General features: G+C 62.5%; 15 protein-coding genes and 1 tRNA gene. 9 read left to right on the top strand and 7 right to left on the bottom strand.

The genetic code is table 11. From position 1 onward, the window contains the following. Positions 1-114 precede the first annotated feature (114 nt). Both GJW30_RS00835 and rpmB read right to left on the bottom strand, forming a co-directional pair. The gene (locus GJW30_RS00835; protein ID WP_096350545.1) at positions 115-1,725 is read right to left on the bottom strand and encodes an acyl-CoA synthetase; all 1,611 of its coding nucleotides are present in this window, start codon (positions 1,723-1,725) and stop codon (positions 115-117) included. Between the two features lie 114 nt (positions 1,726-1,839). Next, on the bottom strand, positions 1,840-2,130 hold the full coding sequence (rpmB, locus tag GJW30_RS00840) for a 50S ribosomal protein L28 (protein WP_096350547.1): 291 nt from the start codon (positions 2,128-2,130) through the stop codon (positions 1,840-1,842). A gap of 238 nt (positions 2,131-2,368) precedes the next feature. Here rpmB and GJW30_RS00845 point away from each other — a divergent pair, with 238 nt between their 5' ends. The 5 genes from GJW30_RS00845 to GJW30_RS00865 all read left to right on the top strand — a co-directional run bounded on the left by GJW30_RS00845 (position 2,369) and on the right by GJW30_RS00865 (position 9,198). After that, positions 2,369-3,226: a DUF3108 domain-containing protein gene (locus tag GJW30_RS00845; protein ID WP_157746666.1), complete on the top strand. Its 858-nt coding sequence runs from the start codon at positions 2,369-2,371 to the stop codon at positions 3,224-3,226. Positions 3,227-3,492: 266 nt separating this feature from the next. After that, positions 3,493-6,825, top strand: coding sequence for a helicase-related protein (locus GJW30_RS00850; RefSeq protein ID WP_096358576.1), 3,333 nt, complete (start codon positions 3,493-3,495; stop codon positions 6,823-6,825). Positions 6,826-6,827: 2 nt separating this feature from the next. Continuing rightward, positions 6,828-7,202 carry an RNA-binding S4 domain-containing protein gene (locus GJW30_RS00855; RefSeq protein WP_096350551.1) on the top strand — a complete coding sequence of 125 codons (375 nt, stop codon included), beginning with the start codon at positions 6,828-6,830 and terminating at the stop codon, positions 7,200-7,202. Positions 7,203-7,379: 177 nt separating this feature from the next. Beyond that, on the top strand, positions 7,380-7,718 hold the full coding sequence (gene fdxA, locus GJW30_RS00860; protein WP_096350553.1) for a ferredoxin FdxA: 339 nt from the start codon (positions 7,380-7,382) through the stop codon (positions 7,716-7,718). A gap of 562 nt (positions 7,719-8,280) precedes the next feature. Continuing rightward, entirely contained in the window at positions 8,281-9,198 is a 918-nt protein-coding gene (locus GJW30_RS00865) for a CarD family transcriptional regulator (RefSeq protein ID WP_096358577.1), read from the top strand. A gap of 51 nt (positions 9,199-9,249) precedes the next feature. Here the strand turns inward: GJW30_RS00865 and GJW30_RS00870 are convergent, their stop codons facing one another. The 5 genes from GJW30_RS00870 to GJW30_RS23160 form a co-directional block, all read right to left on the bottom strand. Then, on the bottom strand, positions 9,250-9,669 hold the full coding sequence (locus tag GJW30_RS00870; protein WP_096350555.1) for a type II toxin-antitoxin system VapC family toxin: 420 nt from the start codon (positions 9,667-9,669) through the stop codon (positions 9,250-9,252). 2 nt (positions 9,670-9,671) lie between these two features. Beyond that, positions 9,672-9,911 (bottom strand): type II toxin-antitoxin system VapB family antitoxin, encoded by a 240-nt coding sequence (locus tag GJW30_RS00875; RefSeq protein ID WP_096350557.1) that lies wholly within the window; start codon positions 9,909-9,911, stop codon positions 9,672-9,674. Between the two features lie 106 nt (positions 9,912-10,017). After that, positions 10,018-10,464 (bottom strand): peptidoglycan-binding protein LysM, encoded by a 447-nt coding sequence (lysM, locus tag GJW30_RS00880; RefSeq protein WP_096350559.1) that lies wholly within the window; start codon positions 10,462-10,464, stop codon positions 10,018-10,020. A 115-nt stretch (positions 10,465-10,579) separates the two neighbouring features. After that, positions 10,580-12,034, bottom strand: coding sequence for a M48 family metalloprotease (locus tag GJW30_RS00885; protein ID WP_245408610.1), 1,455 nt, complete (start codon positions 12,032-12,034; stop codon positions 10,580-10,582). 8 nt (positions 12,035-12,042) lie between these two features. Beyond that, positions 12,043-12,816 carry a thermonuclease family protein gene (locus GJW30_RS23160; protein ID WP_096350561.1) on the bottom strand — a complete coding sequence of 258 codons (774 nt, stop codon included), beginning with the start codon at positions 12,814-12,816 and terminating at the stop codon, positions 12,043-12,045. Positions 12,817-13,015: 199 nt separating this feature from the next. Between GJW30_RS23160 and GJW30_RS00895 the strand changes: the two genes are divergently transcribed. From GJW30_RS00895 to GJW30_RS00910, 4 genes are all read left to right on the top strand, one after another. After that, positions 13,016-14,515 carry an aldehyde dehydrogenase family protein gene (locus GJW30_RS00895; protein ID WP_096350563.1) on the top strand — a complete coding sequence of 500 codons (1,500 nt, stop codon included), beginning with the start codon at positions 13,016-13,018 and terminating at the stop codon, positions 14,513-14,515. A 94-nt stretch (positions 14,516-14,609) separates the two neighbouring features. Beyond that, complete coding sequence (locus tag GJW30_RS00900) at positions 14,610-15,026, top strand: hypothetical protein (RefSeq protein WP_130364689.1); 417 nt, start codon at positions 14,610-14,612, stop codon at positions 15,024-15,026. Continuing rightward, on the top strand, positions 15,014-17,200 hold the full coding sequence (locus tag GJW30_RS00905; protein ID WP_096350569.1) for a TonB-dependent receptor: 2,187 nt from the start codon (positions 15,014-15,016) through the stop codon (positions 17,198-17,200). The genes GJW30_RS00900 and GJW30_RS00905 overlap by 13 nt, the downstream gene beginning before the upstream one ends. A gap of 73 nt (positions 17,201-17,273) precedes the next feature. Then, a tRNA-Arg gene (locus GJW30_RS00910) sits at positions 17,274-17,350 on the top strand. The last annotated feature ends 24 nt before the right edge of the window (positions 17,351-17,374 follow it).

The following is a 17,374-nucleotide window of genomic DNA, read 5'->3' on the forward strand; positions in this document are numbered from 1 at the left end:
CCTCTCTCTCACGCGTCATGGCCCGCTTTATGCGGGCCATCCACGTCTTGCTTCTTTGAGCCTCAGTAAAGTCGTGGATGGCCCGGACAAGCCGGGCCATGACGGCGACGCGCTCTAGATCTTATCCCGCAGCAACCGCCGGATAATCTTTCCCGTCGTCGTCATCGGCATCTGGTCGACGAACTCGACCTCGCGCGGATACTCATGCGCGGAGAGCCGCGTGCGCACATAACGCTGAATGTCGTCGGCCAACTCCGGCGACGCGACGTGTCCGGGCTTGAGCACGATGAACGCTTTGACGATCTCGGTGCGTAACGGGTCAGGCTTGCCGACCGCTGCAGCCAGCGAAACGGCCGGATGCGCGATGAGACAGTCTTCGATCTCGCCGGGTCCAATGCGATAACCCGCCGACGTGATGACATCGTCGTCGCGGCCGACAAACGAGAAGTAGCCTTCGTCATCGATCGCGCCCTGGTCGCCGGTCAGCAACCAGTCGCCGGAATACTTCGCTTCCGTGCCGGCCGGATTATCCCAGTATCGCAAGAACATCACGGGATCGCCGCGCCGCACCGCGATCTGCCCGACTTCTCCGACATCGCAGCGCGAGCCGTCCGCGCGAATAACCGCGACGTCATGGCCGGGCACCGGTTTGCCGATCGAACCCGGCTTAACGATATCGAGCGCGCCGCACGACGACAGCACGAGATTGCACTCGGTTTGCCCGTAAAATTCGTTGATTTGGATGCCGAACGCCGCGCGGCCCCATTCGAGCGTCTCGGCGCCGAGCGTCTCACCGCCCGACCCGATCGACCGCATGCGCACATCGTGCCGGCCGGACGGCAGCGGGATCGACCGCATCATGCGCAACGCGGTCGGCGGGATGAATGCGTTGCGCACACCTGTGCGCGCCATCAGCGCATAAGCCTGCTCGGGATCGAAACGCTCGAAGCGATGCGACACCACCGTCACGCCATGATGCAGGCTCGGCAACATCACATCGAGCAGGCCACCGGCCCACGCCCAATCGGCCGGCGTCCAGAAGCGATCGCCCGGCTGCGGCAGAAAATCTTGCGGCATCTCGACGCCCGGCAAGTGTCCGAGCAGAACGCGATGCGCATGCAGCGCGCCCTTCGGCATCCCGGTCGTGCCGGACGTGTAGATCATCAGCGCGGGATCGTCTTTCGACGTATCGACCGGCGTGAAATCGGATGACGCGTTCGCGATAGCATCGTGCAGCGATTGCGCATTGCCGCCATCGACCGAAAACACCGCTTTCAGAGCCGGCAACTTGTTGCGGATGGCGGCGACGCGCTCGACGCCGATCGTGTTGGTGATGAGAATTTTCGCGCCGGAATTCTGCAGGCGATACGTCAGCGCCTCGGCACCGAACAGGATCGCGAGCGGCAGCGCCACCGCGCCGAGCTTGTAAGCCGCGATATGCGCGGCAGCGACTTCCGGCATCTGCGGCAGAAGAATCGCGATGCGATCGCCTGGACCGATCCCCGCCGCGCGAAACACGTTGGCGAGACGGTCCGACATCTCCTTCAGCGCGCCGAAGGTGACCTCATCGATGCGCCCGTCCTGATGCACATGCAGAATCGCGAGTCGTGATGCGTCATGCGCGGCCCAGCGATCGCAGACGTCGACGCCGATGTTGTAGCGCTCGGGGATTTGCCAACGGAAAGCGGCACGGAGTTTGTCGTAGTCGCGAATGTCGGGAAGCATCCCGCACGCTAACCGGGACGTCACGAGATAAGCAAACCGCAAAACGTAAAGGGCCCCGCTCCGGATATCGGAACAGAGCCCTTCAAACAGAAACGTGAAAGTGCCGGGCGGCGACTAGGCCGTCGCAGCAGCTTTCTTGACGATCTCGCGCTTGATGCCGAGCGCGTGATCCGACAGGTCGGTGTCGCGCTGCTTCAGCAGGAATGCGTCGAGGCCACCGCGCGCATCGATGCTGCGCAGGGCATTCGCCGAAACGCGCATACGGACCGAACGGCCGAGCGCGTCGGAGATCAGGGTGACGTTGCAAAGGTTCGGCAGGAACCGGCGCTTGGTCTTGATGTTCGAGTGGCTGACTTTGTGACCCGTCTGGGGGCCCTTACCGGTCAGATCGCAACGCCGCGACATGGCTTAATCCTTCAAACGTTTCGTGCGCTTGGGGGCATCGGACAAAAGTCCAGCGCGCGCTCGCGCGCACCCATACCCTAAGCATCAGCGGGAATTCGCGCGGACGTATAGTCCGTGCCGGCATAAAACGTCAAGCGCAGAAGCACTGCTGACCTTGCCTGAACCACCGGGAAGTAACACATATTCGGCGCATTCCCACCCGATGAAGGGCGTGGCGACGGTTTGGCAGAATCCGTTGGTGCCTGACGTTTTATTCCGTAAGGTCAACAACATGAAGGCGAAACGCGCGCGCCGGCTGCTCATGGCTCTTGCAGCCATCGCGGCCCTATCGGCATCTCCGGTCGCCGCTCAGGGCGCGCTTGACGCAAATTACCAGCTTTCGATCGCAGGTCTCCCCGTCGGTACGGGCGCCTGGAAGATCGATTTTGCCGACGACAGCTACGCGATGGCAGTCACCGGCAAGGTCAGCGGCCTGTTGCAGGCGATCTCGACCGGCGACGGCACCGCGGCGATCCGCGGCGGCATCGCGGGCTCGCGCCTTTCGCCGCAGAGCTACATGCTCAATGTCCGCACCCGCAAGAAAGCCGATGTCGTCCAGATGGCGCTCGCCAATGGCGCCGTGCGCCAAATCGCGATCGAGCCGCCTCCGGAGCCGAAAGCCGGCATCGTCCCGCTCACGGAGGCGCATAAGCGCGGCGTGATCGACCCGATCAGCGCCGCGGTCGTGCCGCGCGGCAATGGTGACGGCGCCTCGCCGGACGCCTGCCAGCGTACGATCCCGGTCTTCGACGGCCGCCAGCGCTACGATTTGACGATGTCGTACAAGCGGACCGAGAAAGTCCGCACCGCCGGATTCGAGGGCAACGCCGTCGTCTGCCGCGTCCTCTACAACCCGATCGGCGGGTATGAGCCGCAAAAATCCGGCACCAAATTCCTGAAAGAGACAAAGGATATCGAGATGGCCTTCGTGCCCGTGCCCGGCACGCGTTTCCTTGCGATGTACCGAATCCAGATTCCGACGTTTTTCGGCGTTGCCGTCCTCGAGCCGACACGCTTTCAAGTCAGCGCGAAAACCGCGCGTCCGGTCGGACAATAGAGCGCAACGGAATCAGATTGACTCGATCCGCGCCGTGTGAGCGCGTAGCAAACAGCCAAGCGTTTCGTCTCGACGATGCGAATTCGCTAGCTTCCACACGCCGTAGTGGTGAGGACAGCATGAGACGCTATATCGTGAGAGAACAAACGTTGAATCATCGCGAGTCAGCGATTCGAGCGCGTTTCGTTCCAGACTCGTTCTAATTCCCGTTGAAGTTGTCGTCGCGCGCTGTGTGCGCGGCAGACGGAGCGCTCGCTTTTCATCCCATGACACTGAATTTCACTTCACCTCGCCGCGATGAGCGGGCTGCCGGCAGCGGCGTGACGGCGGTGCTCGGTCCGACCAATACGGGCAAGACGCATCTCGCCATCGAGCGGATGCTCGCGCATTCGTCCGGCATCATCGGGCTGCCGCTGCGCTTGCTGGCGCGCGAGGTCTACAACAAGATCGTCGATCGCATCGGCCCCGCCTCCGTCGCGCTCATCACCGGTGAAGAGAAGATCAAGCCACCGAACGCGCGCTATTGGGTGTCCACCATCGAGGCGATGCCCCGCGACATCGACGTCGCTTTCGTCGCGATCGACGAAGCGCAGATGGGCACCGACCTTGAGCGCGGCCACGTCTTTACGGACCGCATGCTCAACTTCCGCGGCCGCGACGAAACGCTCGTGCTCGGCGCGCAGACGCTGCGCCCGATGATCGAAATGTTGTTGCCTGGCGCCAACATCACGAGCCGCCCGCGTCTTTCGCAATTGACGCATGCGGGTGACCGCAAATTGACGCGGCTGCCGCGGCGCAGCGCAATCGTCGCGTTCTCGGCAGACGAAGTTTACGCCATCGGCGAACTGATTCGGCGTCAACGCGGCGGTGTCGCCGTCGTTCTCGGCGCGCTATCGCCGCGCACGCGAAACGCGCAAGTTGAGATTTATCAATCTGGCGATGTCGACTATCTCGTCGCCACCGACGCGATCGGCATGGGCCTCAACCTCGATGTCGATCACGTCGCTTTCGCGTCCGATCGCAAATTCGATGGTTATCAGTATCGCCGTTTGAACCCATCGGAGTTCGGCCAGATCGCCGGACGCGCCGGCCGAGCAACGCGTGACGGAACTTTCGGCACCACGGGCCGCTGCGATCCGTTCGAGCCGGAACTCGTGCAGACACTCGAAAGCCACAGCTTCGAACCGTTGAAGATTTTGCAGTGGCGAAACACCGTACTCGATTTCGCCTCGATCGGCGCGCTCCAGGCGACGCTCGCGGCCACGCCATCACGTCCGGGGCTCACCCGCGCGCCGGTCGGCGAGGACATTCTGGTGCTGGATCATGCGGCACGCGACGAAGAGGTGCGGAAATACGCGACATCGCGCGCGGCCATCACGCGGCTGTGGGAGGTCTGCCAAACGCCCGACTACCGCAAGATTTCGCCGTCGGCGCATACCGAACTGGTGATTTCGCTCTTTGGCTTTCTGCAGCGAGACGGTAGGGTGCCGGACGACTGGTTCGCACGCCAAGTGGCATTGGCGGATCGCACCGACGGTGATATCGACACGCTGTCGAACCGGATCGCCCATATCAGGACTTGGACTTTTGCTGCTAATCGTCCCGACTGGCTCGCCGACCCGGAGCACTGGCAAGGTGTAACGCGCGGCGTCGAGGACAAACTTTCGGATGCGTTGCATGAACGTCTGATCCACCGGTTCGTAGACCGGCGCACCAGCGTATTGATGCGGCGCTTAAGAGAAAACGCGATGCTTGAAACTGAAATTGCAAAGTCCGGCGAAGTGCTCGTCGAAGGTCATGCGCTCGGTCGCCTCGAAGGCTTCCGCTTCGTCGCCGAAGCGAATGCGAGCGGACCGGAGGCGAAGGCCTTGCGCACCGCTGCGCAGAAGGCGATCGCCGGTGAGATCGGCACGCGTGCGACGCGGCTCTCCGGCGCGCCCGACGAACAGTTCGCGCTGACCAGCGACGGCACCATCCGCTGGATGGGCGACGCGGTCGCGAAGCTCGCCAAGGGCGACAGCATTCTCAAGCCGCAGATTCGCTTGATCGCGGACGAGCAACTCACCGGCGCGCCGCGTGACGCCGTCGAAGCGCGCATCGCGCTGTGGGTCGGTGCGGATATCGAGAAACTGCTAGGCGGTCTTGTCGCGCTCGATAAGGCCGAGGACATCGCCGGCATCGCGCGCGGCATCGCGTTCCAGCTCGTCGAAAATCTCGGCGTGCTCGAACGTCAGAAAGTTTCCGAAGAGATCAAAGGTCTCGATCAAGAAGCGCGCGCGCTCCTGCGCAAATACGGCGTGCGCTTCGGCGCCTATCACATTTATCTGCCGCTGCTGCTCAAGCCGGCGCCGCGCGCACTCGCGCTGCAGCTCTGGGCGCTGACGCAGAACAGCGCCGACATCAAAGGCCTCTCGGATCTTCCGCAAATCGCGGCAAGCGGACGCACATCGTTTGCGGCCGACAAGGAAGTGCCGAAGCCGCTCTACCGCACGCTCGGCTATCGCGTCTGCGGAGAGCGCGTCGTGCGCGTCGACATTCTCGAACGTCTCGCCGATCTCATTCGCCCCGCGCTGTCGTGGCGGCCGAATGCGCCGGGCCCCAAGCCCGCTGGTGCATTCGATGGTTCGAGCTTTGTCGTCACCGGCGCGATGACGTCGCTGGTCGGCTCGTCCGGCGAAGATTTCTCGGCGGTACTGCGCTCGCTCGGCTATCGCCTCGATCGCCGTGCAAAACCGCCGGAGCCCGAAGCGCCGGCCGTTGTTGAAGCGGCCGAGACCGCCGCCGTTGCAGCCGAAACACCCGTGACGGAAGCCGGCAGCGAAACGACCGAAGCGACAACGGAAGCACCGGCAGAAGCTATCGCGGAGGCACCGGCTGAAGCCGCACCTGTCGCTGAAGCAGCACCTGCAGTTGAAGCAGCACCTGCAGTTGAAGCCGAACCCGTCGCGGAAGCAGCACCAGCCGCAGAAGCCGTCACCGAAGGATCCGAAGCAGTTGCCGAAGGCGCTGAGGTGATCGCAACCGCAAGCGAGCCCACCGAAGCGCCGGCTGCCGAAGCTGCAGCGCCGGCCGAGCCCGAGCTTGTCGAAGTCTGGCGCACCGGCCGCTTCGAAGAGCGTCGTCCGCACAAGCGTCCTCAGCATAAGCGTCCGCACCACCAACGCCGCGACGCGCCCGCGCAGGCCGCAGCACCGGCCGACGGTGTCGCTGCACAACCGAGCGCGGATGGACAACCGGCCGAAGCTCAACCGAACGCAGAGGGACGGCGTCATCGCCGCCCGGATCGCCCGCGCCAAGATGGTCAGCGTCAGGCCAAGGACGGCAATGCGCCGCGCGAAGGCCGTCCGCGCCAAGATGGTCAACGCCAAGATGGCCAACGCCAAGATGGTCAGCGGAAAGACGGCCCGCGTCAGGATCGCCGACCGCGCCGCGACGATCGCAATCGCGATGACCGCCGTGGCCGTGACGATCGCCGCTCGAACGAGCGCGAGCAGAGCCCGTATCAGAATTATGCCCCGATGCGGGCCGGTGCCGAGCCTGATCCCAACTCGCCGTTCGCCAAGCTCCTCGCGTTGAAGCAGCAGCTCGAGACCAAGTAACGTTGGCCGACGACCGCCAGCGCATCGACAAATGGCTCTGGCACGCGCGCGTCGTGCGCACGCGAACTTCTGCCGCGACACTCGTCAGTGAAGGCCATGTCCGGCTCAACGGTCAGCGCGTCACGGCACCCGGCCAACTCGTCCGCAATGGCGACGTTCTCACCATCACGCTCGATCGGACGATCCGGATCCTCCGTGCCATCGGATTTGCCGACAAACGCGCCTCGACCGCCGAGGGCCTTTGGGAAGACCTGTCCCCGCCCCGCCCGGCTACGGAAGATCGGGAAGCACCGCCCGCCGAGCGCGAGCCCGGCAGCGGGCGCCCGACCAAACGGGAGCGCCGCGCCACCGACCGTTGGCGCGATGACGATTTTTGAGCCTTTTGGGCTTGATCCTCATGGAATATTGACGCCTCTACGGCTACATAACGGGGACGCCGTGAAGCTTGCGGCACCGAGCCCTATAGGCTAGGCGAAACTCCCGAGAGGCATTGGCCGAGAGGCCCCCGCTGTTTTCGCGGGCAGCCGACGCGACTGAAGGTAAGAGCCCTATCGATGACGTATGTCGTCACGGAAAATTGCATCAAGTGCAAATACATGGACTGCGTCGAGGTTTGTCCGGTGGACTGCTTCTACGAAGGCGACAACATGCTGATCATCCATCCGGATGAATGCATCGATTGCGGCGTCTGCGAACCGGAATGCCCGGCCGAGGCGATCAAGCCAGACACCGAGCCTGGTCTAGAGAAGTGGCTGAAATTGAACGCCGATTTCGCCAAAAGCTGGCCGAATATCACGATCAAGCGCGATAGCCCGCCGGACGCCAAGGAATGGGACGGCGTTGCCGACAAGTTCGAGCAGCACTTTTCCCCTAATCCAGGCGAAGGCGACTAGAAGTCGTTAACCGACGCGGGACAAAGCTGCCCAAAAAGTCACACGCAAGACGCTAAAACTTTGATTCTCGTCGAAAAACGTGATAGATTAATTCTTGCGTAACCAAATAGCGGCTGTGCGCGCGCTCCCTTTCGGGAGCTTGTTCTTTTTCGGGCCGCCCCCAGTAACCGAGTAGAGGGCGTGACGTTTCCACGCGCGAGCAGTGGCAGAAAAAACGCGTCGTAAAGCCAAGGCCCCCCAGCGGGGAAAGTCCAAAGGTTCCAAAGAGAGCGCGAAGGCTACAGCAAAGAAGAGTGCCGCTAAAACCTCGCGGTCTGCTGTCGTTCGTTCAGCTCCAAAAACTGCCGTTAAGGCCGGGAAAACATCCAAGGGTTCCAAGTCGGTGAAAGCCGGCAGCGGGAAAGCCGTTGCCAAGGCAAATGTTGCCAAGGCTCAGCCGATTACGAAGGGGCAAACAAAGAATTTGAAGACGTCGACGAAGGGCACGGCGAAAGCCGCGCCGCAACATCTTTCGAAGTCCTCCGGCGGAGCCAAGCCGAAGGAAAAAGGAGTCAAAGACGGAATGATTATCAATAAGGCGGCTGCCCCGGCAGCTAAAACTGCGGCCAAAACCCCTGTCACCAAGACCCCCGTAACCAAGACCCCTGCGGCCACGAAAGCCGCCCCGACGGACCGTACCTCGAAGAAAGCTGCTGAGCTCGCTCGCAAGCCGTTGCAGGCTGCTGAGCCGAAGAAGGCTGAAGCTGCTCCGGCCGTTGCCAAGCAGGCTCCGGCCGCAAAGACGGTTGCTCCGGCCGCAAAGACGGTTGCTCCGGCTGCGAAGACGGCTGCCCCCGCTAAGGTTGAAGCCAAGAAGGTCGAGGCCAAGCCGGCCGTCGATGTGCCCTTCAAGAAGTCCAATGCGCGTCAGGGCTTCAAGACCAACGAGTTTATCGTTTATCCGGCGCATGGCGTCGGCCAGATCGTTTCGATCGAAGAGCAGGAAGTTGCAGGCTATCGCCTGGAGCTGTTCGTCATCTCGTTCGCCAAGGACAAGATGACGCTCCGCGTTCCGACCGTAAAGATCGCTTCGGTCGGCATGCGTAAGCTCGCGGAGCCCGCGATTGTCCATCGCGCTCTCGAGACGCTGAAGGGCCGTGCCCGCATCAAGCGCACCATGTGGTCGCGCCGCGCGCAGGAATACGAAGCGAAGATCAACTCGGGCGACATCGTCGCGATCGCGGAAGTCGTTCGCGATCTCTACCGCTCGGACACGCAGCCGGAACAGTCGTATTCGGAGCGCCAGCTGTATGAAGCGGCTCTCGATCGTCTCGCCCGCGAAATCGCGGCTGTCGAGCGCCTGACGGACACTGAAGCCGTCAAGCAGATCGAAGGCGCTCTCGCCAAGGGTCCGCGCCGCGGTCCGAAGGCTGACGGCGAAGCTGCCGAGGGCGAAGAGGCCGAGGACGACAGCGAAGAGACTGTCGACGAAGCCGCCTGAAAGAATGTCCCCAAGGAATAAAAAAAGCCCGGTGAAAGCCGGGCTTTTTCGTTATGCGGAGACGACCGGCAGGTCAGTGGCGGCAAACGCGACGTCCTTGGTCAGGATCGGAACACGCTGCGCTTTTGCGCTCGCATAGTGGAAACAGTCCGCAAGGTTGAGCGCCCGATTACGCTCACTCGCTGGGAAGCGATGGCGACCGTAACGATCGAACGCGGAGAGTGCTGCCGACAGTTCGGCAGGTGCGACCGCCACGATGGAAATTTTCGAGGCTTCGATAAACTCGTGCACCGCTCGCTCGGCATCCACTAACGGCAGTTCTAGTTTCCTTTGGACACCGGTGACCGCTTCCCAAACCGCAATCACGGAAGTGTATGCAGACGTTTCGGCTGTGGAGAGCGCTCTGATAAAGCGGCTCCGTTCCGGCTCCATCGAGAGGATCGCCACGATTGCGGACGCATCGACAAACATCGTCAGTAGTCGCCACTCAATGAGTCGTAAAATTCCTTGTCCGCCTCAAGTCCTGTACGCGGAAGTTTGTCTAGCTCATCCAACAACGGTTTCAATCGCTCACGCAGCGGGATTTTGTTTTTCTCGCGCTGTAACTCGTTCTCGAGCGCGAGCTTAACGGCGGCCGTCTTGTTGACGCCGCGGCGGTGCGCGAGCTCGGTCGCAAGCTCGTTGACCTTCTCGTCGCGAATGTTGAGCGGCATAGCAAAAATCCTTGTGTAGACAGAATATAATCTGTCTACACACCCCATTCAAGCCCAACAAAAAAGCCCGGCGAAAGCCGGGCTTTTTCTTTGCGTGGTCGCTTGATCAGGCGAGCGGCGGGATGCGCAGCACCCAGCCCGGCTGAATGAGATCCGGGTTCTTCACCGGCGGCGTGTTCGCCTTCACGATCTCGGTGTATTTCGCGCCTTTGCCTTTGCCGTAGTGCTCTTCGGCGATCTTCCAGAGCGTGTCGCCCTTCTTCACCGTGTACATCTTCGACTCGGGCGCCGGCTTCTCGACCTGGAGCCCGTCGGTATTCACTTGCGCGACGCCGATCGTGTTGCCGAGCGAGAGAATAATCTTCTCGGCTTCCTCCTGCGACTTGGCCTGACCTGTCACGACGACCTTGTCGCCGTCGACTTTGATCTCGAGCTTGTTCGCATCGAAGCCGTTGCTCGCGACTTCCTTCTTCAAGTCGTCAGCCGTTGCGGCCTTGGCCTCACCGCCGAAAATCTTAGATCCAGCGTCTTTGATGAAATCGAAAAATCCCATTGAACGTCTCCCAATTTATCCGGGCAGCCACGGTGGTACAAAAACGTGTCCCGAACAAGCCGCGCAAGTAGGCGTACAGCATCCCGGCAACAAGGGAGCGACAGGCAGATTGGAACTATTCGACGACGATTTTGACCGGCTCGCCCACAGTGAGCGCAGCGCCAGCGTCTAAGCCGTTGATAACGCGAAAGCGATCGAGCGGCCGATCCGTCGCCATGCGGCCCGCGAAACGCTCCGCCGTATCGCCCGACTGCACGGTGACGACCTGCAGCCGCAGCGGCCGCGCCTGCGCGATTTCTTCGTTGCTCAGACGCCGGAACGTCAGCACGGACTCGCGGAAGACCTTTTCGACGTCGGCCGCGCGATTCTTCGCCGCGAACACGAAGCGGTAGAGATCGCTGCCCGAGCGGATGACATAGACGCGGAAAGTCCAATCCTGCCCCTTCGCGATCGCGGTCGCGCCGGGCGAGCCATTCGCGTCGAACTCTTCGACCGTCTTCGGCTCGACATTCTCGATCCAGCCAGACGTCAAATATTCCGTGAGCGATTGGCCTTCGTTTGCCTGCACGACGTCGAGGCGCAGCGCCTGCGCGCCGCCTTCACGCATGCCGAGGACCGCTTGAGCCGTGTTATCGAGCGCGAAATCCGGCGGCGCCGTGAACGTGATGCCGAGTTTCGGATGAATGAAGCGGCGCCCACGCACATACCCATCGCCCGGGTCGTCGCCGAACGTCATGCCGTCCGTTGCCGCGAGAAACGCTTGGCGATCGCGCGAGCCTGTACCGGGCGCGCTGAGCTGCCGCGCCGCCGACGTGACGCTCTTCACGCGCTCGGGTGTCGAGGGATGCGACGCGAGAAAATCGACCGGCTTGCGGCCGTCTTCTTTCGCGACTTTCAGTTCGGCGTTGCGTCCCATCGCGGTGAGAAAGCGCGTTGCGCCATACGGATCGTAACCAGCTTTCGCCGCCGTGCGCACGCCCATCGCGTCGGCCTCAAGCTCCTGGCTACGCGAGAAGCTGGCGAGCGCGAGCTTTGAACGCGCCATCGCCTGCGCGCCGGTCTGTGGATCGGAGAGGACGTCGGTCGCGACGCGATTGACCAGCGACGCTTGCTTCGCTTGTGCTTCGCGTGTGACCGCATGCTGCGCGGTCACATGCGCCATCTCGTGGCTGAGCACGGACGCGACCTCGGCCGTGTCGTTGGCGAGCGCGAGCAGCCCACGCGTCACGTAGAGATACCCGCTCGGCAGCGCGAAGGCGTTGATCGCCGGCGAATTGAGGATCGTGACGCGATAACGCAGGTCTGGCCGGTCCGACGCCGCGACAAGCTTCTCGACCGTAGACTGCAGCAAGGCTTGCAGACGCGGATTGCGATAAGCGCCGCCGTAGGCCGCGAGAATGCGCTGATGTTCGCGCTGGACCGGCTCGACCTGGTTGGCGCGCTTCGGCGGGTCCGGCAGCGAAATCGCCGGCCCAGAGTCGGACGGCATGAACGTCGCGCAGCCCGCCAGCAGCCCTGCCATCACGGCAAGCGACAGCAGCGGCCGCAACAACCCTACGTTTATCGTCACGCGCGCAATCAATTGCGTATCAACTCGATTTGTTCGGGCCGTGTGACCTCGATCCACGGCCCGCCCCGTTCTTCAACCCATCCGCGAACGCGGATCAATTTGTGATCGAGCCGCTTCACATCCAACCCGCCGAGAGCGGCTGCGTTTCGTTTCGCGACCGTCACGGTGAAATCTTCCGTCCAGCGGCGGCCGAAATTCACGTAGATCGAACCGCCAACCTCACGCACCGACAGCACTTTCCCCTCAACGAGCGCGAACGCACCGCGCTGACTGAGAATCTTGGCCGGCTCATCGGCCTTGAGGACACGCCACCGAGCGTCGGCCCAAAGCCCACGTCCTGCCTGCCGCGCCTGACTTTCGCTGGTCAGGAACTCCGCCGCGCATGCGCGATCGCTGATTCGAGCCGAGACTCGAACAAGTCCCTTCTCCACCATATCGCGCTGAACGGACCGGTCCAAGTCTTTACCAGGCAAACCCCAACCCACGGCGAAAACGTAAGCTTCTATACGGCCATAGCGATCGCGGGTTGCGGGCGTGCCACGCAAAACGACATCGCGGCCTATGATTGTATCGATCAGATATTGCTGCGCTGCGACATCGTCGCCGACGACGACCCCGGCGAGCCGAATTTGCCGGCCGTCGCTCAAGCTAAGCGTGCCCGTCGCATCGACCGCGGCCACAGTGCCGCTCAACTGCGCACCGGCTCCGCATGCAGCCGCAACGTGGGCGACCGTGACGGCCACCACTACAGCAAGCAGACCAACCCACAAATCCCGCACCACGCAATCCGCCTATACCATTCGTCGCAGCAAAACGCGTTGCGCCCGCATCGTGCCTGCCGATAATGTGCCCTTGGACCTAACCCAGCAAAGAATTCAGGCAACAACAAGCTGAAGCCGGCGCGGCGATGGGTCGAAGGGCGCGAGCCCAAAAATCAAATCATAGATGCGATTGCATACGATCGCGGACGGAGTTTTAGCCATGCTGACCAAGACCATCACGCCGACACTCGATCCTTTTGCGCTGGCCAAGACGCTGTCGAACAACAATCTGATCAACGGCACGCTGGTCAAAGCGAAATCCGGCAAAACCTTCCCGATCATCAACCCGGCGACCGGCGAAGAGATCGGCGTCGCGGCTGCCTCGGAAGCCGCCGACGTCGACGCGGCCGTGAAGTCCGCCAAAAAGGCGCAGAAGGAATGGGCGAAGATGCAGCCGCGCGATCGCGGCAAGCTCGTTGCCGAATGCGGCCGGCTGCTCAACGATCATCAGGAAGAACTCGGCCGCCTCGTCGCGCTTGAGACCGGCAAGGCGCTGCGCACGGAGAGCCGCGTCGAAGCGTCGGTCGTCGCCGACATCTTTACGTTCTTCGGCGGCCTCGGCGGTGAACTCAAGGGCGAGACGCTGCCGCTCAAAAACGACGTGCTCGGCATGACGATCCGCGAGCCGATCGGCGTCGTCGGCGCCATCATCCCGTGGAACGTCCCGATGATGCTGATGGGCCTCAAGATCGCCCCGGCACTTGTCGCAGGCAACACGGTGGTCGTGAAGTCGGCCGAAGAGGCGCCGCTCGCCGTTCTGCGCATCTGCGAGATCGTCAATCAGGTTCTGCCGCCGGGTGTCTTCAACATGCTCTCCGGCGATGGCCCGGAGTGCGGCGGCCCGCTGGTCGCGCATCCGGACGTGAAGAAGGTCACGTTCACGGGCTCGGTCGAAACCGGCAAAATCATCTATCGCGGCGCAGCCGAGAAGCTGATCCCGGTCACGCTCGAACTTGGCGGCAAGAGCCCGATGATCATCATGGGCGACGCCGACCTCGACAAGGCGATCGGTGGCGCCATCGCCGGCATGCGCTTCACGCGCCAGGGTCAAAGCTGCACGGCGGCCTCGCGCATCTTCGTGCACGAATCGCTGCACGATAAATTCGTCAATGCGCTGAAGGCTAAGGTCGACGCCATGAAGATGGGCGACCCGCTCGACGAGAAGACCGACATCGGCACCATCATCTCGCCCGAGCAGTTCAAGAAGGTGAACAAGTACATCAAGATCGGCGAGAAGACGAAAGGCGCGAAAGCGCTCGCCTGCTCGGCGATGCCGGAAGGCAAGAAGTTCAAGAAGGGCCTGTTCGTCCGCCCGGTGATCTTCACGGGCATGACGAATAAATCGAAACTCGCGCAGGAAGAAATTTTTGGCCCGGTCACCTGCGTGATCAAGTTCAAGACCTACGAGGAAGCGCTCGAACAGGCGAACGATAGCGTCTTCGGCCTTGCCGCAACGATCTGGACCAAGGACCTCAAGACCGCGCTCGATGCTGCCCACAAGCTCGAAGCCGGCTTCGTGCAGGTGAACCAGAACGTCGTCGTCTCGGCGAATTTGTCTTACGGCGGCGTCAAACAATCCGGCCTCGGCAAGGAAGCCTCGCTCGAGTCGATGCTCGAACACTTCACGCACAAGAAGACGATCCTCATCAACATGGGTTGAGGTGATCTTGTTTCATTGCTCACCACAGACGTCATGGCCCGGCTTGTCCGGGCCATCCACGTTTTGGCTGAGCGCGCCAAGAAACAAGACGTGGATGGCCCGCATCAAGCGGGCCATGACGGCTTCCGCACTGCTCGTGATCGCGGCGCCCGCAATCGCGCAAGCGCCGACAAAGTTGCACGGCGCACCGCCCGAGGTGAGCTTCGTCAGCGAAACCGGCAACTGCGCGACGATGGCGAGGGTCGATCATGTCAAGCCAGCGCGCGGCGCCGTCGAAGTACGCCTCTCCGCTATCGACGCGAAAGCGGACGCGACCTGCGTCTGCAAACTGCCCGGCCCGAAGGTCCTCCTCAGCCGTACGACGAAACTCGGCACGCAGGAGCCGCAGACCCGCGAACTCTCGATGCGCCTTCTCGAACGCGATAAGCCCGCGACGTTCCAACTCAAGCTGACGATCGCGCCCGGTAAGGGCTCCGAGAGCTATTTGCTGCGCGCGGTATGCAACGGTTGAGATCGCCAACATTCGCCAGCGCTGCATCGCTCGCGGCCGCGTTGTTGTTCGAGCCGGAGCGTTCGTTTGCACAGACCCCCGGACCACAACTACCAACCGTTCAAGTGACTGCGCCACGCATCGCAAAGCCAGCGCGCCAAGCGCGGCCGGCTCGCGCCGCGCGGCAGACTCGGCCCCGTCCGACCGCAGCTCACGCTACGGCCGCAACACCGATCGCAACGCGCAGCGACCAACCGGTCGGCGGCTTCTCGGCTCCCGTCGCGGCAAGCGAACGCGACGTCTCCGGGTCCGAAGTCAACGCAGTGCCGATCTCGCGGCCTGGCGAAGCACTCGAAGTCGTGCCCGGCCTCATCGTCACGCAGCATTCCGGCGAAGGCAAAGCCAACCAGTACTTCCTGCGCGGCTTCAATCTCGACCACGGCACCGACTTCGCGATCACGGTCGACGGCATGCCGGTCAACATGCGCACACACGGCCACGGCCAAGGCTACGCCGACATCAACTTCCTGATTCCGGAACTCATTCAGTCGGTGCGCATCCGCAAAGGCCCCTACTTCGCGGACGAAGGCGATTTCGCCTCGGCCGGCGCCGCCAATATCCAGTATCGCGACGTGCTCAATCCGGGCCTCGCGCAAGTGACCGGCGGCAGCTTCGGTTATTTCCGCACGCTCGTTGCAAAATCCGTCAAGGCCGGTGACGGCAACGTCCTCGCGGCCTTCGACACGACGACCTACGACGGCCCGTGGGAAAAAGCCGACCGCCTGCGCAAGTTCAACGGCGTCGTCCGCTACAGCGAAGGAACGCAACAGAACGGCCTATCGCTCACCGCAATGGGTTACGTGAACCGCTGGAATTCGACCGATCAGATCGCCGAGCGCGCGATCACGTCCGGCCTCATCGACCGTTTCGGCACGCTCGATGCAACCGACGGCGGCACCGCCTCGCGCTTCAGCCTGTCGGGACGCTGGAGCCGCGACGATGAGACAAGTGCATCGCGCATCGAGACTTATGCGATCCGCTCGACGATGCGGCTCTACAACAACTTCACGTACTTTCTCGACGACCCGGTCAACGGCGATCAATTCAGCCAGATGGATCGCCGCTGGGTGCTCGGCTTCAACGCGAGCCACACCTTCAAGGGGCGCTTCGCATCTTTCGACACCGAGACGAAAGTCGGCGTGCAGACGCGCTACGACGACATCTCGCTCGGTCTGACGAAAACAAAGGAGCGCGAAGAACTCTCAACCGTCCGCATCGACCGCGTGCAGGAAGCAAGCGTCGGCGTCTACGCCGAGAACACGACACACTGGGCAAACTGGATCCGCACCGTCACCGGCATTCGCGGCGACCGCTACGACGGGCGCGTGTCGAGCGACACCGGGCTCAATTCCGGCAGCGCCAACGATTTCATCGCGAGCCCGAAATTCAATCTCATTCTCGGACCGTGGGCCAAGACCGAACTCTACTTCAGTGCCGGCACCGGCTTTCACTCCAATGATTTGCGCGGCGTGACGATCCGCGTCGACCCTATCGACAAGGTCACGCCGCAGGATCGCGTCCCGCTGCTGGTGCGCTCGAAAGGCACGGAAATAGGCCTACGCTCGAAAGCCATCGACGGCCTCGAAAGCACGCTCGCCTTCTTCGTGCTCGACTACGATTCGGAATTGCTATTCGTCGGCGATGCCGGGACGACCGAGGCAAGCCGCCCCTCACGCCGCGTCGGCGTCGAGTGGACCAATCACTACCGCGTCAATCCGTGGCTGCGGCTCGATGTCGATCTCGCCTACACAAAAGCGCGCTTCACCGATGTCGATCCGGCCGGCGACTTCATTCCGGGCGCGCCGCAATTCATTGGATCGGCCGGTGTTTTCCTCGGCGCCGAGCGCGGCTGGTTCGGCGCGGTCAAAGCGCGCTACTTCGGGCCACGTCCGCTTGTCGAGGACGACAGCGTGCGCTCGCGCGAGACATTCCTCGTCAACGGCCGTGTCGGCTACACTTTCGACAGCGGCATCCGCCTGCAGCTCGATGTGCTCAACGTGTTCGACACCAAGGCCGACCAGATCGCTTACTATTACGAGTCGCGCCTCCCCGGAGAACCGGGCGGCGTGCTCGACCGGCACATCCATCCGGTCGAGCCGCGCAGCTTCCGTCTGACCCTCGCGGGCCGCTTTTAACGCAAATCTGAAATGCAGACCCGCATCGCTACGGGTTGCCGAAACGCGCGACCGCATCTATCACAAAAGTGCGGGTCCCGTAGCTCAGCCGGATAGAGCAGCGGTTTCCTAAACCGAAGGTCGGAAGTTCGAGTCTTCCCGGGACCGCCAAGAAGTGACTGAATAGTCCGGAGG

Source organism: Variibacter gotjawalensis (assembly GCF_002355335.1).
In the GTDB taxonomy this organism is placed as follows: domain Bacteria; phylum Pseudomonadota; class Alphaproteobacteria; order Rhizobiales; family Xanthobacteraceae; genus Variibacter; species Variibacter gotjawalensis.

Excerpts from the sequence above, each read along its gene's own strand:
- GJW30_RS00835 (WP_096350545.1), bottom strand. The coding sequence starts at position 1,725 with ATGCTTCCCGACATTCGCGACTACGACAAACTCCGTGCCGCTTTCCGT.
- rpmB (WP_096350547.1), bottom strand. The coding sequence starts at position 2,130 with ATGTCGCGGCGTTGCGATCTGACCGGTAAGGGCCCCCAGACGGGTCAC.
- GJW30_RS00850 (WP_096358576.1), top strand. The coding sequence starts at position 3,493 with ATGACACTGAATTTCACTTCACCTCGCCGCGATGAGCGGGCTGCCGGC.
- fdxA (WP_096350553.1), top strand. The coding sequence starts at position 7,380 with ATGACGTATGTCGTCACGGAAAATTGCATCAAGTGCAAATACATGGAC.
- GJW30_RS00865 (WP_096358577.1), top strand. The coding sequence starts at position 8,281 with ATGATTATCAATAAGGCGGCTGCCCCGGCAGCTAAAACTGCGGCCAAA.
- GJW30_RS00870 (WP_096350555.1), bottom strand. The coding sequence starts at position 9,669 with ATGTTTGTCGATGCGTCCGCAATCGTGGCGATCCTCTCGATGGAGCCG.
- GJW30_RS00875 (WP_096350557.1), bottom strand. The coding sequence starts at position 9,911 with ATGCCGCTCAACATTCGCGACGAGAAGGTCAACGAGCTTGCGACCGAG.
- lysM (WP_096350559.1), bottom strand. The coding sequence starts at position 10,464 with ATGGGATTTTTCGATTTCATCAAAGACGCTGGATCTAAGATTTTCGGC.
- GJW30_RS00895 (WP_096350563.1), top strand. The coding sequence starts at position 13,016 with ATGCTGACCAAGACCATCACGCCGACACTCGATCCTTTTGCGCTGGCC.
- GJW30_RS00900 (WP_130364689.1), top strand. The coding sequence starts at position 14,610 with ATGGCCCGCATCAAGCGGGCCATGACGGCTTCCGCACTGCTCGTGATC.
- GJW30_RS00905 (WP_096350569.1), top strand. The coding sequence starts at position 15,014 with ATGCAACGGTTGAGATCGCCAACATTCGCCAGCGCTGCATCGCTCGCG.